This is a genomic window from Cryobacterium sp. TMT1-19, from assembly GCF_004403055.1.
Classification (GTDB): Bacteria; Actinomycetota; Actinomycetes; order Actinomycetales; family Microbacteriaceae; genus Cryobacterium; species Cryobacterium sandaracinum.
On record NZ_SOHB01000047.1, the window covers coordinates 1 to 20696 of the forward strand.

Genomic DNA, 20696 nt, shown 5'->3' on the forward strand with positions numbered 1-20696 from the left:
AAGAGACGCGGGTCAGACGAGTGATCAGGTCGATGCCGCTACTGGCCCCGTTCTTATCCGCCAGGGACTCATGGCCCAGGATGCGGCGGCACCGCACCGAAATGTCAGCGGCAGAGGCCACCCTAGCGGCATCGACCCGGCGGCCGAGGTCTTCGACCGTGCCGAGCACCATCATCGCGTCCGCCTCGCCCAGGAGGGAAAAGGACACCGAATCCAGCACGGCCGCGGCCAGATCACGCGCCTGCTGCAGCTGCTGCACAAGGGGTGACTGTGTACGGGGTGCCTGCGCGAGGGGTGCCTGCACGAGGGAAGGCACCGCCTGCGGTGAGGCGGTGGGGTGGTGCGGAGTGGGGGCTCCAGCCATACCTACATCGTAGACATGTTCTAAGTTGGAGTCAATAGATGAGGAAAGATAACTGTTGAGTTTAGTCTTCCTGTTCTAATCAATTCGGTGACAGGGGGGGGTGGCGACGCGGGGCACGGATGGTGCGGCGCGGGTTTGCAGGCTGGACCGCCGGGTTTCGGCACGCTCAACCACCGGCGGCGGGCGCAGCCAGCCCGGGGCATCCGTTGTGACGTTAACTCGGAGAAATACGCGACACGCCGGGACTGATGGCGCCCAAACCGGCGTTTCCTAAAATTCTCCGCATTTACGTGCCGACGGATGCGAGTGGCGGGCCTGGTGACGGGTACCTCCTACGGGCGGTGCGACGGCTGTCCGCGGGAAACTCATCCGCTCCAGGTCGGCAAAAAAGATCGGCCGCACAGCCTGAGCTGCGCGGCCGATCCTGGAACTATACGGTCGGCTGGACTACACCGGCGAGGGCATCGTGAAGCTCTTTGGCTTCAGCGTCGTTCACAGAGACGACAAGTCGGCCTCCACCTTCGAGCGGAACACGCACGATGATAAGGCGCCCCTCTTTTACAGCCTCCATTGGCCCGTCTCCGGTCCTTGGCTTCATGGCCGCCATGAACTCCCCTTCCATTCATTCGTCTGAACTTCCATTATCTGCCATTACGGGCTGAGACTGTAATTAGGGAGGTGTCCAGTCCGCTCCGTCGACCCCCCAGCACAGCAGGAGCCAGCCCCACTGTCCGGCGATGAACAGCAGCACGATGCCCACCCGGTACACGGCGCTCCGCGGCTGCGCCACGGCACCCAACAACGGAAACATCGGCATCAGCAGGCGGAAGGTGCTCGACTGCGGGAAAAACACCGCCAGCAGGTAGAGGCCGTAGCTGGCGAGCCAGAACCGCAGGTCCGTGCCCAGTCGGCGCACCGCCGGCAGCAACAGGGTCAGGCCGAATGCCAGGATGAGCCCCGAGACAACGATGATGCCCAGCGGCATCCCGAGCCACCAGACACCGCCCTGGAACCAGGCGGTGAACGGAACGAGCTCCTGGTAGCCGATGTAGGCCGAACGCCAGGCCAGCTCGGTGTCGGTGTAGGCCGTGATCGACCCCGTGGCGACCCAGGCGATGGCCGGCCAGGCCAGGCCGGAAATGCCGCTGAACACGGCAACGGAAGACGCCAGCAACCGTTCGCGCACCGAAAACGGGTCTTGTTTCCGGGCAAGCCAGCGGTGCACGACGTGCAGCCCCAGGGCGAGCGCGAAGGCCAGGCCGCTGGGCCGGGTCAGCGCCATCACGGCGATCACCGGGAACAGCAGCACATACCGCCGCTCGAGCAGCAGGAGAAGAGCCAACGTGAGCAGGAAGAGGTACAGCGACTCGGCATAACCGAACTGCAGCACGGGCGACATCGGGGCCACACAGAACAGCACCACCGCGAACAACGCCGTCCCGGAGGCCTGTACAGTGCGCATCAGCCGGTAGAACAGCAGGGCGGCGCCGAGGCTGGCGGCCAGGGACACGAATACGGCCACGGGTGCCCACGGCTGCCCGAGGAGCACCATCAGCAGGCGCACGACCACCGGGTAGCCGGGCATGAAGGCCCAGGCGTTCTCCGCGATCTCCCCGCCGGCGGTGAGCGGCAGTGTCGACGGGTAGCCCGCGACGGCGACGATGTTGTACCAGCGGGCGTCCCACATGTTCGCGAACTCCGCGTAGCCGGGTGACGCGCCCGTCCACGGGTTGGCGCCCTGCACACTCGCGAGCAGTAGCACCAGGGTGGTCGTGACGAGCCGGGACGCGGCCCAGATCAGGGCGACCAGGGCCCACCACGGCGTGAGCCGGTAGCCGGCCTTCCAGCCGGACGACGCCACGGCTACCCGACGCTTGTGGTCAGCCACGCGCGAAGGCCGTCCTCGCAGTCCGTGATCTGCGCCAGGGCGACGCGTTCGTCGTCGGCGTGGGCCTTCAGCGGGTCGCCGGGGCCGTAGTTGACGGCGGGAATGCCCAGGGCGGAGAAGCGGGCGACATCCGTCCAGCCGTACTTGGGCTTGGCCTCGCCGCCGACCGCGGTCAGGAACTGCAGGGCCAGCGGGGCGTCCAGGCCCGGCCGGGCACCCTCGGCCCGGTCGACGACGGTGATCTCGTAGCCCGCGAAGAGCTCCTCCAGGTGCACGATGGCCTCCGCCGAGGCACGGCTGGGGGCGAACCGATAATTGATGTGCACCATGCACTCGTCGGGGATGACGTTGCCGGCGATGCCGCCGCCGATGCCGACGGCGTTGAGGCCTTCGCGGTAGACGAGGCCTTCGACCTCGACCTGCCGCGGCTCGTAGGCCGCCAGGATGTCGATGACGGGCCCGATCTTGTGGATGGCATTGTCTCCGACCCAGCTGCGGGCGGAGTGGGCGCGCAGCCCGAAGGTGCGGATCTCCACGCGCACGTTGCCGTTGCAGCCACCCTCGATCTGGCTGTTTGTGGGCTCACCGAGGATGGCGAAGTCGCCCGCGAAGAGGTCGGGCCGGTTGAGGGCGAGGCGGCCGAGGCCGTTGAGGTCGTCGGAAACCTCCTCGTGGTCGTACCACATCCACGTTACGTCAACGCTGGACGCGGTCAGTTCGGCGGCCAGCTTCAGCTGCACGGCCACGCCGGCCTTCATGTCGACGGTGCCGCGGCCCCAGAGATAGTCGACGCCATCGATGGTCTCGAACCGGGTCGGCAGGTTGTCGTTCAGCGGGACCGTGTCGAGATGGCCGGCAATGATCACGCGCTGGGCCCGACCCAGGTTGGTGCGGGCGACGACGGTGTCGCCGTCGCGGATGATGTCGAGGTGCGGGTACCCGGCCAGCGCGCGTTCCACCGCGTCTGCGATGACGGCCTCGTTACCGGACACCGACTCGAGGTCGCAGAGCGCCCGGGTGAGCTCGATCGAGGTCGCGGACAGGTCCAGGTTCACGGTGTTTTGGGGCACTCTACTAACCTAGAGCCATGACCTCCGCTGTGCCCCCGACATCCGTTTCCCCCTCGAACGCGTGGGGCTACGGCCTCGCCACCGTCGCCGGCGACGGCACGGTGCTGGACACCTGGTTCCCCGAACCTCGGCTCGGAACCCTGCCGGCCAGCCGCGACCGCTGGATCGTGCCGTCTGAACTCGAGGAATTCGCCGGGGTGGACCAGAGGCGAATGGTGCGGATCGAGGCCGTGACGATCGAGATCGACCTCACCGCTGCGCCTGCCGGAACGTCGGATGCCTACCTGCGCCTGCACCTGCTGTCGCACCTGCTGGTGCGCCCGAACACCCTCAACCTCGACGGCATCTTCGGCTACCTGCCCGCCGTGGTCTGGACGAATGCCGGTCCGATGCTACCCGCCGACTTCACCCGACTGCGGCCTGCCCTGCAGCGCCACGGCATCCAGACGACCGGAATCGACAAGTTCCCGCCGCTACTGAACTACGTCACGCCCGACCGGGTGCGGATCGCGGACGCGTCCCGGGTGCGTCTCGGGGCGTACCTCTCCCCCGGCACCACGGTGATGCACGAGGGTTTCGTCAACTTCAACGCCGGTACCCTCGGCACCTCGATGGTCGAGGGCAGGATCTCTCAGGGTGTCGTCGTGGGTGACGGCGCCGACATCGGCGGCGGTGCCTCCATCATGGGCACGCTCTCCGGCGGCGGTACCGAACGGGTGTCCATCGGCGAACGGGCCCTGCTCGGGGCCAATTCCGGGGTGGGCATCTCGATCGGCGCCGACAGCGTCGTCGAGGCGGGGCTCTATGTGACCGCCGGCACCAAGGTGCTGCTGCCGGGCCAGCCGCGCACTGCCGACGGCACGACGCCGTCGGTGAAGGCCGTCGAACTCTCCGGGGTCGCGAACCTGCTTTTCCGCCGCAACTCGGTCTCGGGCGCGGTCGAGGTGCTGGCGCGCACCGGCACCGGCATCGTGCTGAACGCCCAGCTGCACGCCTGACGCCGGGCGGCCGGTCCGACGCTCGAGCGCGACCGAAACAACCCGCACGGCGGCGCCTCCGCTGAGTACGCTGCCAGTCGCAAGGGAGTGGCAGGGGAACCGACGCACCCGACCATCATCGCCGAGGCGCCGCCTGACTACAGCCCCAGGTCCCTGACGAATTCGACGGAGATTCTGCTCGAAATCGCCCTAAACAGGTCGGAAACCGGCATTTTCGGCAGAATCTCCGTCGAATTGGTTCGATCCCGGCAGCGGGGGCGCGCGATGCCTCGCGGCGGCTAGCGGCGCGGGAAATCGCGGGCCGGCGACCCGATGTAGAGCTGTTGCGGGCGACCGATCTTGGTCGTGGGGTCCTCGTTCATCTCGCGCCAGTGCGCCACCCAGCCGGGCAACCGGCCGATCGCGAAGAGTACCGTGAACATGCTGGTCGGGAAGCCCATCGCCTTGTAAATGACGCCGGTGTAGAAGTCCACGTTCGGGTAGAGCTTGCGCTCCCGGAAGTAGTCGTCGTTGAGCGCGATGTGTTCGAGTTCCTTGGCGATGTCCAGCAGGTCGTCCTTGACGCCCAGTGCGGCGAGCACCTCGTCGGCGCTCTCCTTGACCAAGGTCGCCCGCGGGTCGTAGTTCTTGTACACCCGGTGGCCGAAGCCCATCAGGCGAACGCCCTGTTCTTTGTTCTTGACCCGTTCAACGAACTTCTCGACGCCTTCGCCGGATGCTTTGATCTCGCCCAGCATCTTGAGCACGGCCTCGTTGGCGCCGCCGTGCAGCGGCCCGGAAAGCGCGTTTATGCCCGCGGAGACCGACGCGAACAGGTTCGCCTCAGTGGAGCCGACCAGGCGAACGGTCGAGGTCGACGCGTTCTGCTCGTGGTCCTCGTGTAGCATCAGCAGGCGCTCGAGGGCCTTACTGACGACCGGGTTCACCTCGTAGGGCTCGGCGAGTGTGCCGAAGATCAGCCGCAGGAAGTTGTCCACGTAGCCGAGCGAGTTGTCGGGATACAGGAATGCCTGGCCGATGCTCTTCTTGTAGGCGTACGCCGCCATCACGGGCAGCTTGGCGAGCAGGTGCACGGTGGCCAGCTCGACCTGCTCCGGGTCGTTGGGCTCGAGCGCATCCTGGTAGTACGCGGCCAGCGCCGAGGTGCCGGCGGAGAGCACGGCCATCGGGTGCGCGTTGTACGGCAGCACGTCGAAGAGGCGGCGCAGGTCTTCGTGCAGCAGGGTGTGCCGACGGATGCGCGTGCCGAAGGCCTCGAGTTCGCTCGCGCTAGGAAGGGAACCGTAAATCAACAGCCAGGCGGTCTCGAGGAAGTTGGAGTTCTGGGCGATCTGCTCGATCGGATAGCCCCGATAGCGCAGGATGCCCTTCTCGCCGTCGATGAACGTGATCGCCGACCGCGTGGCGGCGGTATTCACAAACCCGGAGTCGAGGGTGATCAGACCCGATTTGCGGGTCAGCGTCGAGATATCGATGCCGGAGGCGCCGGCCGTGCCGCGCACGATCGGGAACTCGGCGGATCCGCCGGGGAACGACAGTGTCGCCTGCTTGGGTTCGATGGATGGCGTTCGCTCGGCGATGTCGCTCACGGCGGCTCCCTGGGTCTGACTGAGTGTCACTGGATATCACTACCTAACCGTCTGGTGGCTGACCGTCTGTGGCGATGGGCCACAGCACACCGATGTGTCTGGAGACGTCAACGCGGATACAGCCTAATGGCCGCAACCGCCTACTGTTGCATCCACCAAGAATGTCCACTCTTCATTGGTGAGAGTTGACATTTCCCGAAAATGGGGCATTAGCCAGCGTGCAACCGAGTCGCAGCCGCCGCGATGCGTTCGTCCGTGGCGGTGAGGGAGAAGCGCACGTGTCTCGGGTAGCCGTCGCCGTAGAACGGACCGGGTCCGGCGAGGATACCCCGCTCGGCGAGCCGCCCGATCGATTCCCAGGCGGGGCGCCCCTCGGTCGCCCAGAGGTAAAGCCCGGCCTCACTGCGGGTGATGCGGAAGCCCGCCGCCACCAGTGCGGGCAGCAGCACCTCGCGGCGCGCCTGGTAGCGTCGACGCTGCACGATGACGTGTTCGTCGTCGCCGAGCGCGGCCACCATGGCGGCTTGCAGCGGCGCGGGAAGCATGAGGCCGGCGTGCTTGCGCACGGTCAGCACCCGGGCAAGCAGGTCCGCGCAGCCGGCCGCGAACGCGCCGCGGTAGCCGGCCATGTTCGACTGCTTGCTCAGGGAGTAGAGCGCGAGCACATCGTGCCGGTCCTGCCCGAGGACGCGGGGGTCCAGGATGCTCGGGGTCGGCCGGGCATCCCACCCGTCGGTCCAGCCGAGCTCGGCGTAGCACTCGTCGGAGACGATCACCGCGCCGAGTTCCCGGGCGCGCGCGACGGCCGTGCGCAGCGCGTCGACCGAGAGAACCCGGCCATCCGGGTTGCCCGGGCTGTTCAGCCACACCAGCTTCGTCGTCTCGGGCCAGTCGGCGGGGTCGTCGGCGGCGAGGGCGTCCGCTCCGGCCATGGCCGCGCCGATGCTGTACGTCGGGTACGCGGCAAGCGGATGCACAATGGTGTCACCCTCGCCGAACCCGAGCATGAAGGGCAGCAGGGCCACTATCTCCTTCGACCCGATGGTCGGCAGCACGTTCTTCTCGGTGAGGCCGGTGACGCCGCGCCGGCGCTCGTACCAGTCGATGATCGCCCGCCGCAGCTCCGGCGTGCCGGCGGTCTGCGGGTAAGAGTGGGCGTCGGTGGCCTGGGCCAGCGCTCGGCGGATGACCTCGGGCGTCGGGTCCACCGGCGAACCGATCGACAGATCGACGATGCCGCCCGCATGGGCCCGGGCCCGGGCGGCGAAGGGGACCATCTGGTCCCACGGGTAGTCGGGGAGCGGCTTCAGCACGGCTGAATCAGACCTGGGGAGGCAGCACGGCAATGATGGGGTGGTCCTTATGGATCACGCCGACCTTGGCCGCCCCGCCGGGCGAGCCGATGTCGTCGAAGAACTCGACGTTGGCTTTGTAGTACTCGGCCCACTGCTCGGGCACATCGTCCTCGTAGTAGATGGCCTCGACCGGGCAGACCGGTTCGCAGGCACCGCAGTCGACGCACTCGTCGGGGTGGATGTAGAGCGAGCGGTCACCCTCGTAGATGCAGTCGACCGGGCACTCGTCGACGCAAGCGCGGTCCTTCACGTCGACGCACGGCAGAGCAATGACGTATGTCACGTTGGAGGGCTCCCTTCACGAGCGAATATCCAGTCTATGCCGAACGCGGACGGGCCGGGATTCGTGGCCAGGCCAGCACGATCGTGGCCACCAGGGTCGGCACGACGGTCCAGAGCAAACCCGGAATCCCCTGGGGGACCAGGACAGAGCCGCCGGTGCTGCGCAGAGACAGGATGAAGATCGTGCCGAGGAGGCCGATCGCGCAGGAAAAGACGACCAGGCGGTCCCCCAGCATCAGACGGAGACCTGCCAGGAGCGTCACGATTCCGGCCAGGGCCAGGATCAGCCCGATCGGGATCGTCACGGGCCCGATTGGGAGGGTGGCCTGGTGCGCGATCGTGCCGAGCACGCCGAAGGCGGCCCCGGTCAGGAGGGCGACGACCGCGGCCAGGCCGCGGCTGAGCAGCCCGGGGGTCGCGTCCGGGTCGGGAGCGTGCGCCGGGGGCAGCCGCAGGAAGGTCTCGGTGCCACCGATCGTGACCGGGCGGTCCGCCGGGTCGGCCGGGTCGGACGCGGCCACCGACTCGACCGGCACGACGGTGTAGTCGGTGACGCTCCAGCGGCGCGCGTACGCGGCGAGGGCGCGCAGCTTCTGGTCTACCTGGCCGCTCACATCGATCGCGACCAGCCGCTGGCCGACGGCATCCGTCACCTGGCGGTGCTCGAAGACCGGCACATTCAGGCTGTCGGCGGCCCCGGCGGCCGCTCGGCGGAGGGTGTCGTCGTCGGCGCCGATCACGACCGCGGTGGCGTGCACGTCCGCGAGCACGTCGGCGACGGCCTCGGCCAGTGACTGCGCCCCGGATGCAGCGGGCAGCATCCGCCAGTCGCTTACGTCGAGCGCCGCCATGGCTGCGCGCACGTCGGAGTCGTCCGCGAAGTGGGAGTCCGTGGAGCCGAACAGAACGACGACCTCGGCGTCGTCTGACCGCAGCCGGGCGATGGTTCCGCCGGTCAGAAGGGATTCCTGACCGGGCCGGTCGTGCACGAACACGACTCGTTCTGCGCTGCCGGACATGACCATTGCTGAGCTCCACGGAGTTGGGACGGGCGGACACCCGCGCATGAATGATAGCTGGACACGATCGCAGAACCGAAGCTGGAGTCAAGACACTAAGGTTAGCCTTACCAAACTTCTTCCTCAAACCCAGGAAGCCTTGTGCTCGCACAATTACGTGATCGGCCTCCGTGAAGGCCTCGAAGTCGCCCTCCTCGTGACCATCCTCGTGGCCTACGTCGGGAAGGTCGGCCGCCGAGACGTGCTCCGGCGTATCCGGACCGGATGCAGCCTCGCCGTGCTGCTGGCGCTCGGCATCGGCGCGCAGCTCACCTACGGCCTGTCGTTCACGTCCCAGGAGGCCATCGGCGGCGTGCTGTCGATCGTGGCGACGGGCCGCGTGACCTGGATGGTGTTCTGGATGCTGGCGCGAGCCCGTAACCTGTCCGGCCAACTCCGGTGCGGCATCGACCGGTCCCTTGTGGGCTCGGGGCTCGGCCTCGTGGTCGTCGCCTTCGTCAACTTCTCGCCGGGCACCACCTAGCTCGAACTGGCCGTCTGGCTCGCCTATCTGGTGCCCGCGCTGACCCTCTTCATCCTGACGAGCCGGCGGGACCACCCCGCAGTGGCCGGCCGCACCGGCACCGTTGGCACCCCCAGCACCAGCCCCGCGTCCGAGCACACCGCCGAGACCGCGGCGCTCCCCGCTGACCCAGCCCCTTCCCGAACCTTGTGCTAGGGACTCCTATGAACGCCCGCCTCGTTCCCCTCGCCGCAGTTTCCGCGTTCGGCCTGCTCGTCCTCACCGGCTGCGTCGCCCACGCCCCGGCCGGTTCCGCCGGGGCGTCCCTCACGGTCGACAGCAGCGCGGATGCCTGCACCGTCTCGGCCGAGGAAGCCCCCGCCGGCAACCTCAGCTTCAGCATCACCAACTCGGGCGACCAGGTCACGGAGTTCTACCTGCTCGCCGATGACGGCCTGCACATCGACGGCGAGGCCGAGAACATCGGTCAGGGACTCACCCGCGACCTGGTCGTGCAGCTGGCCGCCGGCGAATACGTCACCGCCTGCAAGCCCGGCATGACCGGTGACGGGATCGGCAAGGCCGGCTTCATCGTCACCGCCTCCGACCAGGTCGTCGCGGTCGACGACGACCTCGAGGCGCAGATCGAGACCGCCAACGTCAACGACGCCTCCTCTGTGCGCGATCAGGTGGCCCAGCTGGTCACCGGCACCGACTGGCACGCAATCGAGAAGGACCTCTGGCCGGCCGACGCCGAGGCCGGTTTTCTCGCCTATCCGGCCGCGGAGCGCCGACGCCTCGCCGACCGCCTGATGCAGGACACCGCGACCCTGAACGAGGAAGTGCAGACCCTCTCCTTCACGCTGTCGCAGCAGACCAACGGCGCGATCGGCCTTCTCGACGAGGTCGCCACCGGCAAGGTCACCGGCGAGGAGGAGTTCTGGTCGCACACCGACCTCTGGGACTTCCAGGCCAACGTCGACGGTGCCGCGGTGCTCTACGCCGGCGTGCGGGACATCCTGGTCTACAAGGATGCCGCCCGCGCCGATAGCCTCGACACCGAGTTCGCCGCGCTGCAGACACTGCTGGACGCCCAGCGCGTCGGCGACGGCTTCACCCTGTACACCGAGCTGAGCGAGGCCGAGATCAAGGCCCTCGCCCGTCAGGTGAACACCCTCGGCGAACCGCTCAACCAGCGGACCGCAACCCTGGTGCTCTAGGTGACCGGGCGACAGCAGTCGCGCGGCCTGTCACGCCGCGGGCTGCTCGGCCTCGGCGTTCGACGTTTCCGCGGGCACCACCAGGTCCGGGTTGATCGAGCTGCTCCGCGACCGGACCGATGCCGCCGCCGCCATGGCTATGGGGCGTGACATCGGCGATTTCGGGGCCGTCAGCGGCCCTTACGACGCACCCCGGAGGACACCGGCGAGGCGCTCGGCCTGCCGGCCTCCGGGCTGACGATCACGTTCGGGTTCGGCCCGAGCCTGTTCGAGAGCATCGACGGCCCCGACCGTTTCGGCATCGGGAGTCGGAGCCCGGTCGAGCTGGTCGAATGCCGCACTTCCCCGGGGACAGGCTCGAGCCGGGACGGAGTGGCGGCGACCTCTGCATCCAGGCCTGCGCGGACGACCCGCAGGTGGCCGTGCACGCCAGCCGCAACCTCTCCCGCATCGCCTTCGGGCGCGCGGCCTTCCGCTGGACTCAATTGGGGTTCGGACCCACTTCCTCGACGAGTACGGCGCAGGCCACGCCGCGCAACCTCTTCGGTTTCAAGGACGGCACATCCACTATCACGGCAGAGGAGCCGGATGCCGCCGCCGACCATGTCTGGGTCGGCGCCGGAGACGGGCCCGCCTGGCTGGCCGGCGGCTCCTATCTGGTGGCCCGGCGCATCCGGATGACCATCGACTCCTGGGACCGCACCATCCTGCGCGAGCAGGAGGCCGTGTTCGGCCGCAAGAAGGGCGAGGGTGCCCCGTTGTCGGGCCGCACGGAGTTCACCGCTCCGGACTTCACCCTCACCGACCAGGCAGACCTGCCGCTGATCGGCGCAGCAGCGCACGTGCGCCTGGCCCGGCACGACGCTCCGAACGAGTACATCCGCCACGTCGGGTCGGCCCTCTTCGCCTGATCCCCCGCGGCTGAGTGAGCCTGCCTTTCGGTCGGCCTGACCCGGTGCAGCAACTCCGGCCCGAAAGAATTCGACGGAGATTTTGCCCAAACCGCGCCCGAACACAACGAAACAGTCGTTTTTCGAAAGAATCTCCGTCGAATTGGTTCTCAGCTAGGCGGCCGGGGACACCGTGTAGAGCACACCCTCGGGAGTGCCGGCGACGACCACCGACCAGGTCTCGTTCGTCAGGGCCGCGACGCCGGCATCGCCGACGTTCGCGGTGGCGGCGTTGTCGGCGCTGAAACCGGCAGCCTCGAGCATCGCCGTGGCGTCGGCCAGCGGGTCCGCGGCGCTGGTGGTGACGGTGACGACCCAGCCCCGGCCGGCGTCCGCGGTGTTCGCTGCCCCGAAACCGAGATCCCCGTCAATCACGGGGATCTCCTCCGGCCAGCCCTCGGGCAGCTGCCCGCCCAGGCTGACATCGCCTCCGGTTGCCTCGTTCACCGCGCCGTCGACCGCGGAGCCGACGGCCTCGCCGGAGCATCCGGACAGCAGGGCCACGCCCGCAACGGCCAAGGTCACGGCCAGCACACGTACTCGGTTCAACTGCATCAGGGATCCCATCCTTCGGTTCGATCGTTCCCGTGCTTAAAAGCGCAAAACCGCAGGGGCAGCACTATGGAAAACCATAATCACACCCCTACGGTTTCGCTCGTCGCGGCTGCTCAGCCGCACGGTGGCGACGGTTAGTTCGCGTCCTGCTTTTTCAGACGCGAGACGTTGCGCTGACGTGCCGAGGCGGCCAACTCGACCTTGCGGATGCGCACGACGGCCGGGGTGACCTCGACGCATTCGTCTTCACGGGCGAACTCGAGGCACTGCTCGAGCGTGAGCTGCTTGGACGGGGTCATCGACTCGAACGTGTCGGAGGTGGACTGACGCATATTGGTCAGTTTCTTCTCCTTGGTGATGTTCACGTCCATGTCGTCGGCGCGCGAGTTCTCGCCGATGACCATGCCCTCATAGACCTCTTCGGTCGGGTTGACAAAGAACGACATGCGCTCCTGCAGAGCGATGATCGCGAACGGCGTGACCACGCCGGACCGGTCGGCGACGATCGAGCCGTTGGTACGAGTGGTGATCGTGCCGGCCCAGGCCTCGTAGCCGTGGAAGATGGCGTTGGCGATACCGGTGCCGCGGGTGTCCGTGAGGAACTCGGTGCGGAATCCGATCAGGCCACGCGACGGAACGATGAATTCCATGCGGACCCAGCCGGTGCCGTGGTTCGCCATGTTCTCCATGCGTCCCTTGCGGGCGGCGAGCAGCTGGGTGATCGCGCCGAGGTACTCTTCCGGCGAGTCGATAGTGAGGTGCTCGTACGGCTCGTGAATCTTGCCGTCGACGCGCTTGACGACGACCTGCGGCTTGCCGACGGTGAGCTCGAAGCCTTCGCGTCGCATCTGCTCCACCAGGATGGCGAGGGCGAGTTCGCCTCGGCCCTGGACTTCCCAGGCATCCGGGCGTCCGATGTCGATAACGCGGAGCGAGACGTTGCCGACGAGCTCCTTGTCGAGACGGTCCTTGACCATGCGCGCGGTGAGCTTATGGCCCTTGACCTTGCCGATGAGCGGCGAGGTGTTGGTGCCGATCGTCATCGAGATGGCCGGGTCGTCGACCGTGATGGTCGGCAGCGGGCGCGGGTCCTCTGGGTCGGCCAGGGTCTCACCGATGGTGATGTCGGCGAATCCGGCGACGGCGACGATGTCGCCGGGGCCGGCGCTCTCGGTTGGGTAGCGGTCGAGCGCCTTGGTGATCATGAGCTCGGTGACACGCACATTTGCGATAGTGCCGTCGTGCTTGATCCAGGCGACCGTCTGGCCCTTCTTGATGGTGCCCTGGAAGATGCGCAACAGTGCGAGACGGCCGAGGAACGGCGAGGAGTCGAGGTTGGTTACCCAGGCCTGCAGCGGGTGCTGGTCGTCGTAGACCGGCGCCGGAATGTGCTCGAGGATCGCTGCGAAGAGCGGCTCGAGGTCTTCGTTGTCGGGCAGCTGGCCGTTCTCGGGACGGTTGAGGCTGGCGGACCCGTTACGGCCGGACGCGTAGACGACGGGCACGTTGAGAACCAGGTCGAGGTCGAGGTCGGGCACATCGTCGGCCATGTCGCTGGCGAGGCCGAGGAGCAGGTCCTGGCTTTCCTCGACGACCTCGTCGATGCGAGCATCGGGACGGTCAGTCTTGTTCACCAGGAGAATGACGGGCAGGTGGGCCTCAAGCGCCTTGCGCAGCACGAAGCGGGTCTGCGGCAGCGGACCCTCACTGGCGTCGACGAGAAGCACAACACCGTCGACCATGGAGAGGCCGCGCTCGACCTCACCGCCGAAGTCGGCGTGGCCGGGGGTGTCGATCACGTTGATGGTGATGGGGCCATCCTTGGCGTGGATGCCCTTGTAGGAGATCGCCGTGTTCTTGGCGAGGATGGTGATGCCTTTTTCGCGCTCGAGTTCGTTCGAGTCCATGGCGCGCTCTTCGGTGTGTGAGTGCTCGGCGAACGAGTTGGTCTGCTGGAGCATCGCGTCGACCAGCGTGGTCTTGCCGTGGTCAACGTGGGCTACGATCGCGACATTTCGGAGGTTATCGCGCGTGGCAATCGCCATGAAGTAAATCCTTACGAAGAATGGATGCCGCAAAGTACCGCATGCGACGAAGAATGGATGTGTGTGGTCAAAGTCCGACCCAACGGACAATCCTACCGCACTCTCCCCGTCCGAGGGCTGAGAGTCCCTCGGATCCCGATTCGGGGCACGAAAAACGGGGCGGGGCTGAAGTCCCCGTCCCGTCCTCCGTGCTGTGTTGCGGGTGTGTCCGCCTACTTCTTCCAGCCGACGATGGACCAGTCGACCGTTTCGAACTGGGTGGCCCCGTAGTTGACGAGGCCGGACTTCACGGCGTACACGTTCGGCAGCGGCGCGATCGGGATGATGGGCACATACGCGGCGAGGACCGTGTCGATCTCGTTGGCGATGACGATGCGCTTGTCGGTGTCGAGCTCCGTGTTGGCCTCGTCGAAGAGAGCGGAGAGCTTCTCGTCAGTGATTCCGGTGAAGTTCGACTCGGAGTCCACCGGGGAGAACAGCGCCTCGCTCGAGGAGATCGGCCACGGAGTGCCGACCCAGGAGAAGCTGGTCATCTCGAAATCGCCCGGGATGATGTAGTCGGAGAAGTACTTCGCGGCGGGAACCTCGTTCAGCTCGACGGCGATGCCGACCTCCTTGAGGTCAGCCTGCACCTGCACGGCACGCTGCTTGTTCGTGGGGGTGTCCGCCGGCACGGTGATGGACAGCTCGAGAGCCGTGCCGTCCTTCTCGCGCATTCCGTCGTCCCCGGCGCTGTAGCCGGCGTCGTCGAGGAGTTTCTCGGCCGCGGCCACGTCGTAGCCGATTGCGTCGCCCACGTTGTCTTCATATCCCTTCTGACCCGGCATAAAGATGAAGCTGCCCTGGGTGGTGGCGTCGGTGCCGACCGGCGTGTTGGCCGACTCGGAGATGAGACCGCGGTTGATGGCGTGGCCGATAGCGCGCCGCAGTTCGACGTCCGCGAGCGGGCCCTTCGAGCCGTTCATGGTGACGTGGGTCCAGGTGAGGCCACCGGATGCCTGGATCTCGGCATCCGCGCGCTTCTCAGCCGTCTGGTAGGCGTCGGCGTTCGACGAGATGTAGAGCACGTCGGTTTCGGAGTTGCCGAACGACGTGGCTGCCGATGCGCCGCTGATGACCTTGACGATGATGGTCTCGAGCTTGGCTGCCTCGCCCCACCACAGCGGGTTGCGGGTCAGCGTGACGACCTGGCCGGTGGCGTCGATGTTGGAGATGACGAACGGACCGGAGGAAGGCACCGGCGTGGTGACGTAGCCGGTGTTGAAGGCCTCAGGCGTGGACGTGACGCTGGCCGGCAGCACGCTCGTGAAGATCGACGCCCAGTCGGCGTTGATCGAGTCGAACGTGACCGTGAAATCGAAGTCGGTTCCGGTGGATTCGATCGCGCTGATCTGGTCGAAGATGGCCGTGGAGGCCGGGGAATACTCCTCGTTGGTGCCGTTCATGGCCGTCCAGGTGGCCACGTAGTCCTTGTACGTGATCGGGGTGCCGTCTTCCCAGACCGCGGCCGGGTTGAGCTTGATCTCGATGACCTGAGGATCGTCGCTGACGACCTCGACGCTGGTGGCGTAGTTCGGGTCGACCGTGCTGGTTCCATCGGCCGCGACCCGGATCGGGCCGCCGGTGGTCGGTGCAACGGTGGTGACAGTGTCGGCCTCGTTGCCGTCGACCTGGTAGATGTTCCAGTTCGAGGGTAGAGACCCGATGGAGAGGTTGAGCGTTCCGCCATCCTGCACGTCCCCGGCGGCGACGACTTGCCACGCCGTGGTGGGAAGGGCCTTGCTTTCGCTCGCTTCGGGCGAGTCCTCTGCGGTGTTTCCGGGAGCGCACGCCGTGAGCAACAGGGCGGACGCACTCAGAACGGCGAGTGCTGCAAAAACAGTACTTTTCCGTTTCATGGGTGATTCTCCTTTTCTTGGTGGGAACTATTTCTGGTCAGGGAGGTTGGGGGCTGGACGCCCGCGGGGAGGAGAGCGCTGTGCTCCACGTGGTGGCAGGCCGTCTCCACCGTGCCGGTCAGGGCGAGCAGCGGGTCGATGCTCTCGCAGATCGCTTTCTTCTGCGGCGGGAGCAGGGTGTAGAGCGGGCAGCGGCTGCGGAAATTGCAGCCGTCGATCTGCTCCGTCGGGCTGGGCAGGTCACCCTCCAGCAGCATCCGCGTTCGGCTGCGCTCGATCACGGGGTCCGGGATCGGGGCCGCCGAGATCAGCGCCTGGGTGTACGGATGCCGCGGGTGCGCGAAGACCTCGGCCACCGGCCCGTACTCGACGATCCGGCCCAGGTACATGACGGCGACGGTGTCGGCGATCTGGCGCACGATGGCCAGGTCGTGCGCCACGAACAGGTAGGAGAGGTTGAGCTGTTCCTTGAGGTCTTCGAGCAGGTTGATGACCCCGGCCTGGATGGACACGTCGAGCGCGGACACCGGTTCGTCGAGCACGACGAGCCGGGGGTTCGTGGCGAGGGCGCGGGCGATCCCGACCCGCTGCCGCTGGCCGCCGGAGAACTCGTGCGGGTAGCGGTCGGCCATCATCGGGTCGAGCCCGACCAGGTCGAGCAGCTCGGCGACCCGGGCGCGCCGGGCCCCGGGCTTCACGCCGTGAACGGTGAGCGGCTCGGCGATGATGTCGCCGATCGGCATCCGCGGGTCGAGGGCGGCCATCGGGTCCTGGAAGACGATCTGTACGTCCTTCCGCAACCGGAGCAGGTCGGCGCGACCCAGGGTGGAGACATCCTGGCCGTCGACCAGGATCTGACCGGCCTGCGGCTTCGTCATCTCGAGGATCTCGAGGATGGTCGTCGTCTTGCCGCAACCGGACTCGCCGACCAGACCCAGGGTCTGGCCGGGCTGGACCGAGAACGACACCCCGTCGACGGCACGCACGGTACCGATCTGCCGGGAGAACACCCCGCCTCTGGTGAGCGGGAAATGGCGAACCAGGCCGGTGACTCTCAGGACCGGCTGGGCGGAGCGGTTCTTCTCCTGGTGCTCCACGGCCAGCGGTTCCGGCCGGGGAAATATGTCGGGGCGGGTCAGCGCACCGGCCGCGATCTCGGCCGAGCGGTGGCAGGCGGCGACGTGGGTGGCCTCGCGCGGGCCGACCACGGGCGCACCGGGTGCGGCCTGTGCGTGGTTGCGAAGTACCGGTTCCGTGTCGAGGCAGGCGTCGACGGCGATCGGGCACCGGGCCGCGAACGGGCAGCCGCGCGGCAGCGCCGTGAGCGAAGGCGGACGGCCCTCGAGCGGGACCAGCCGCTGGGTGCCGGCCGTCTGCATATTGGGCACCGAGCGGAGCAGGCCGATCGTGTAGGGCATGTGCGGGGAGGCGAAGACTTCGTCGGTAAGGCCGTTCTCCACGAGCTTGCCCGCGTACATCACCGCGAGGCGGTCGGCATGGCCGGCCACCACCCCCAAGTCATGGGTGATGAGAACGACGGCGGCACCGGTCAGGGACTTTGCTTTCTCGAGCACATCGAGGATCTGCGCCTGGATGGTGACGTCCAGGGCCGTCGTCGGCTCGTCGGCGATGATCAGCAGCGGGTCGTTGGCGATGGCCATGGCGATCATGGCGCGCTGGCGCATGCCGCCGGAGTACTCGTGCGGAAAGGCCCGGGCCCGCCGTTCCGGCGCCGGGATGCCGACGATCTGGAGCAGCTCGATCGCCCGGGCCGCGGCGGCGCGCTTGCTCAGCGCGGCATCGTGCAGCAGCAGGGCTTCGGCGATCTGGTCACCCACGGTGTACACCGGGGTCAACGCCGACAGCGGATCCTGGAAAATCATCGAGATCTCCTGGCCACGGATGCGGGAGAGCTGGCGGTCATTCATCTCCAGCAGCGACCGGCCGGCGAACGTGATGCTGCCGGTGACCTGCGCCGAACTGGGCAGCAGCCCCATCAACGCCAGCGAGGAGACGGATTTCCCCGAGCCGGACTCCCCCACGATGCCGAGGAATTCGCCCCTGTGCACCTGGTAGCTGATGCCGCGCACCGCCTGGACCGACGGGCCGCCGCGCTGGGGAAACGTGACCGAGAGGTCCGTGACCTCCAGGAGTGGGGCATCCGTGCGAAACTTGTCGGCCGGGATCTCGTTCGTCAGAAGGTTAGTCACGGTTGACTCCCGAGGTTGGGTCGACGGCGTCGCGCAGGGCGTCGCCGATGAGGCTGACGGCGAACAGGGTCACGATGAGCACACCCGCCGGGAAGACGAACATCCACGGCCGGGTCACGGCGGCGCTCGTTCCCTCGGCCAGCAGCGTGCCGAGGGATACGTCGGGAGCGCGGATGCCGAAGCCGAAGTAGCTCAGGCTGGTCTCGGCCAGGATTGCCGCCACCACGCCGAGGGTCGCGTCGATGATCAGCAGCGACGCCACGTTCGGGATGATGTGCCGGCCGAGGATCTTGCGCATGGGCACACCCATGTACCGGGACGCCTTGACGAAGTCTCGGTCACGCAGCGACCTGGTCTGGGACCGCACCACCTGCGCCATGATCATCCAGCTGAAGCCGGCGATGAAGACGGTGAGGAACACCCAGGAGAGCCCCTTGAACAGCGGACTCAGGATCACGAGCAGGATGAAGGACGGCAGCACCAGAAGCAGGTTGATGCACCAGACGAGCACGCGGTCGATTACTCCTCCCAGGTAGCCGGCGACGGAGCCGACGACGGCGGCGATCATGGTGCCGAGGGGGCCGGCGATGAGCCCGATGACCAGCGATTTCTGCAACCCGACCAGGGTCTGGGCGTAGAGGTCCTGGCCGATGCCGTTGGTTCCGAACCAGTGCAGCTGGGTAGGCCCGAGGCCCATGTTCAGCGGGTCGCGCTGCACGGCGTCGAACGGGTAGAACACGGGTCCGAGCAGCGCCCAGGCGAGGATGAACGCGATCGCGATCGCCCCGCCCCAGAAGCGGGAGGTTTGGGTGAGTCGGCGCCAGATGAGGCGGCCGCGGGAGCGCGGCCGGGCTGGCCGCGCCGCCAGAGCGGCGGGAGAACCGGGCAGCAGCGGAACGAGCGGTGTGCCCAGTTCCGCGTTGGTTTCTTCGACCAGGGACATCTCAGTTCCTCACTCTCGGGTCGAGCGCGGCGTAGAGCACCTCGGAGAGCGTCGATGAGAACAGGATCAGGATCGCCACGAACAGCGTCGTGCCGGCGACCGCGTTGATGTCGTTCTGGCTGATCGCGTTGAGGGCGAACTCCCCCATCCCATGAAAGGAGAAGACGATCTCGAGCATGATCGAGCCCGAGACCAGGGTGCCGAAGCTGTAGGCGAAGAACGTGGACATGGGGATGAGGGCCACGCGCACCCCGTGACGCACCAGGGCCGAATTGCGCGACCGCCCCTTGGCCCGGGCGGTGCGGATGAAGTCGGCCGACAGCACGTCGAGCATGACGCTGCGCTGGTAGCGCGAGTAGCCCGCCGCCCCGATCAGCACCAGGGCGATGGTCGGCAGGAGCAGGTGGATGCCGCGGTCGAGTGCGAGTTCCCACCACGAGCCGGTGAGCCCGGCCGAGTATTCCCCGGTGAAGGTGATCAGCTGCATACCCGCCGCGCCGTTCAGCGCCGTAGCACCGATCATCAGCAGCACGCCGATGACGAAGGTGGGGGTGGCGAAGATCAGGTAGGAGCCGTACGTGACGACCTGGTCGCTCAGTTTGTACTGGCGCACGGCACCCCAGACTCCGAGCGTCACCCCGACGATGGCCCCGATCAGCGATCCGATCAGGAGCAACCGCAGGCTGACCCCGGCACGGGAGATGATCTGGTCGCCGATCGAGACGCCGTTGACCCCGGCGCCCAGCGAACCGTGCACGACGATGTTGACGAGCCAGTCCCAGAGCCGCTGCAGCACCGGCACATCGGGGTTGACGCCGAGACCGTTCAGGATGTTGTCGATGGTCTGCTGCGACGGCTGCGGGTTGCGGCCGTAATACTTGGCCGCCGGGTCGAGCGCCAGGCTGGACACGATGTACGCGAGGCAGGTCGCGATCATCGACAGGAAGAAATAGTTGACGAAGCGCCGGAAAATGTAGAAGACCATGGGGGCCGCGGATCAGACCAGGGCGCCGGGAACGGCGACCAGCAGCGTGCAACAATTCCAAACCATGAAAACTCCCCCATCGTTCCCCCCGCCGGGATACCGGGGGAAGGAACTGTTCTCGTGTGCTTGAGGGGAGAGCCTATGCCTGCGTGAAGCGACTCTGCCCCAGATGCCAGTCTGGGGCACTTTCAGACAGAAAATGTAACAGTTTCGAAACTTTGCGGGCACAATGCGCAAGAAAACAATCTGTCATTGAGCAAAGCTCAGGCGCAACCAGAGAATTCAGGCCAGCGCCGACCACGCCAGCTGAACGGCCGGCCCGAGGACGAGCACGGCGCCGACCAGGAACGACCGTCGATGCCAGCGGCGCACAAATCGCTCCCCGGCGCGCTGCGGAGCCTCGTGCCGGTACCAGAAGCCGCGGATGGCCCGGTGCGCGGCTGATCCGCTGATGCGCCCGCTGGACTCCCGTATTTGTCCGGCCGCCCGGGAGGTCGCCGGCGCACCCCAGCACACCAGACGCTCGCCCGACCGGGTCACCACGACGACCTGGTGCCGAAGCACGATGTCGTCCACCTCACCCCAGGGCACCTCGGTCGTGCTCAGCACGTTGACGATGGACAGCCCGTGGTGGTTCAGTCCCAGGCAGGGCCGCGCGAAGATCAGCCAGGCGCCCCAGACGATCAACGCCACGGCGGGCACGGCGGCCAGCGCCGTGTCCCAGCGCCCGCGAACGGCAGCGTCGACCAGCAGCGCGGCACAGAGGACAACCAGGGCGGCGAAGACCGCCACCGAGGCCGGTGACCGGAGGACGGTCATCCCG

Annotated in this window: 19 protein-coding genes and 1 pseudogene; 4 read left to right on the forward strand and 16 right to left on the reverse strand. The window is 67.2% G+C overall.

Going from position 1 to position 20696, the window contains the following annotated elements:
• The 4 genes from E3T40_RS12175 to dapE form a co-directional block, all read right to left on the reverse strand.
• Positions 1 to 364: hypothetical protein (locus tag E3T40_RS12175; protein ID WP_134543792.1), on the reverse strand; the 364-nt coding region annotated here is incomplete at its 3' end.
• A gap of 430 nt (positions 365 to 794) precedes the next feature.
• Positions 795 to 971: a DUF3117 domain-containing protein gene (locus E3T40_RS12180; protein ID WP_104099180.1), complete on the reverse strand. Its 177-nt coding sequence runs from the start codon at positions 969 to 971 to the stop codon at positions 795 to 797.
• A gap of 63 nt (positions 972 to 1034) precedes the next feature.
• Positions 1035 to 2252, reverse strand: coding sequence for a hypothetical protein (locus E3T40_RS12185; protein WP_241981769.1), 1218 nt, complete (start codon positions 2250 to 2252; stop codon positions 1035 to 1037).
• On the reverse strand, positions 2228 to 3322 hold the full coding sequence (gene dapE / locus E3T40_RS12190; RefSeq protein ID WP_134543794.1) for a succinyl-diaminopimelate desuccinylase: 1095 nt from the start codon (positions 3320 to 3322) through the stop codon (positions 2228 to 2230). The genes E3T40_RS12185 and dapE overlap by 25 nt, the downstream gene beginning before the upstream one ends.
• A 17-nt stretch (positions 3323 to 3339) precedes the next feature.
• Between dapE and dapD the strand changes: the two genes are divergently transcribed.
• Complete coding sequence (dapD, locus tag E3T40_RS12195; RefSeq protein WP_104170882.1) at positions 3340 to 4320, forward strand: 2,3,4,5-tetrahydropyridine-2,6-dicarboxylate N-succinyltransferase; 981 nt, start codon at positions 3340 to 3342, stop codon at positions 4318 to 4320.
• 278 nt (positions 4321 to 4598) lie between these two features.
• Here dapD and E3T40_RS12200 read toward each other — a convergent pair whose 3' ends face one another.
• From E3T40_RS12200 to E3T40_RS12215, 4 genes are all read right to left on the reverse strand, one after another.
• Positions 4599 to 5879: a citrate synthase gene (locus E3T40_RS12200; RefSeq protein ID WP_369828413.1), complete on the reverse strand. Its 1281-nt coding sequence runs from the start codon at positions 5877 to 5879 to the stop codon at positions 4599 to 4601.
• A 239-nt stretch (positions 5880 to 6118) separates the two neighbouring features.
• The gene (gene dapC / locus E3T40_RS12205) at positions 6119 to 7222 is read right to left on the reverse strand and encodes a succinyldiaminopimelate transaminase (protein ID WP_304481769.1); all 1104 of its coding nucleotides are present in this window, start codon (positions 7220 to 7222) and stop codon (positions 6119 to 6121) included.
• 7 nt (positions 7223 to 7229) lie between these two features.
• Positions 7230 to 7547: a ferredoxin gene (gene fdxA / locus E3T40_RS12210; protein ID WP_104099174.1), complete on the reverse strand. Its 318-nt coding sequence runs from the start codon at positions 7545 to 7547 to the stop codon at positions 7230 to 7232.
• Positions 7548 to 7581: 34 nt separating this feature from the next.
• Entirely contained in the window at positions 7582 to 8565 is a 984-nt protein-coding gene (locus E3T40_RS12215; RefSeq protein WP_134543797.1) for a PIG-L deacetylase family protein, read from the reverse strand.
• 157 nt (positions 8566 to 8722) lie between these two features.
• On the opposite strand from E3T40_RS12215, the gene E3T40_RS12220 reads away from it, so the two are divergent.
• Positions 8723 to 9088 (forward strand): FTR1 family protein, encoded by a 366-nt coding sequence (locus E3T40_RS12220; RefSeq protein ID WP_241981770.1) that lies wholly within the window; start codon positions 8723 to 8725, stop codon positions 9086 to 9088.
• 203 nt (positions 9089 to 9291) lie between these two features.
• A complete protein-coding gene (locus tag E3T40_RS12225) occupies positions 9292 to 10287 on the forward strand; it encodes an EfeM/EfeO family lipoprotein (RefSeq protein ID WP_134543802.1) in 996 nt (331 codons plus the stop codon).
• Between the two features lie 30 nt (positions 10288 to 10317).
• Here the strand turns inward: E3T40_RS12225 and E3T40_RS17355 are convergent, their stop codons facing one another.
• Entirely contained in the window at positions 10318 to 10440 is a 123-nt protein-coding gene (locus tag E3T40_RS17355) for a hypothetical protein (protein WP_255453822.1), read from the reverse strand.
• Positions 10441 to 10527: 87 nt separating this feature from the next.
• Here E3T40_RS17355 and E3T40_RS12230 point away from each other — a divergent pair.
• Positions 10528 to 11198 (forward strand): annotated as a pseudogene (locus E3T40_RS12230) (Dyp-type peroxidase).
• Between the two features lie 153 nt (positions 11199 to 11351).
• Here the strand turns inward: E3T40_RS12230 and E3T40_RS12235 are convergent.
• The 7 genes from E3T40_RS12235 to E3T40_RS12265 form a co-directional block, all read right to left on the reverse strand.
• Positions 11352 to 11792, reverse strand: a complete 441-nt coding sequence (locus E3T40_RS12235; protein ID WP_134543805.1) for a hypothetical protein — start codon at positions 11790 to 11792, stop codon at positions 11352 to 11354.
• 134 nt (positions 11793 to 11926) lie between these two features.
• Entirely contained in the window at positions 11927 to 13837 is a 1911-nt protein-coding gene (gene typA / locus E3T40_RS12240; protein WP_104170877.1) for a translational GTPase TypA, read from the reverse strand.
• A 212-nt stretch (positions 13838 to 14049) separates the two neighbouring features.
• On the reverse strand, positions 14050 to 15735 hold the full coding sequence (locus E3T40_RS12245) for an ABC transporter family substrate-binding protein (protein WP_104170876.1): 1686 nt from the start codon (positions 15733 to 15735) through the stop codon (positions 14050 to 14052).
• Positions 15732 to 17945 (reverse strand): dipeptide ABC transporter ATP-binding protein, encoded by a 2214-nt coding sequence (locus E3T40_RS12250; protein ID WP_134543808.1) that lies wholly within the window; start codon positions 17943 to 17945, stop codon positions 15732 to 15734. The genes E3T40_RS12245 and E3T40_RS12250 overlap by 4 nt, the downstream gene beginning before the upstream one ends.
• Positions 17938 to 18888 carry an ABC transporter permease gene (locus E3T40_RS12255; RefSeq protein WP_104170874.1) on the reverse strand — a complete coding sequence of 317 codons (951 nt, stop codon included), beginning with the start codon at positions 18886 to 18888 and terminating at the stop codon, positions 17938 to 17940. Before E3T40_RS12255 ends, E3T40_RS12250 begins: the two co-directional genes overlap by 8 nt.
• 1 nt (position 18889) lies before the next feature.
• A complete protein-coding gene (locus E3T40_RS12260; protein WP_104170873.1) occupies positions 18890 to 19873 on the reverse strand; it encodes an ABC transporter permease in 984 nt (327 codons plus the stop codon).
• 282 nt (positions 19874 to 20155) lie between these two features.
• Positions 20156 to 20692, reverse strand: coding sequence for a hypothetical protein (locus tag E3T40_RS12265; protein ID WP_104170872.1), 537 nt, complete (start codon positions 20690 to 20692; stop codon positions 20156 to 20158).
• Between the last annotated feature and the right edge of the window lie 4 nt (positions 20693 to 20696).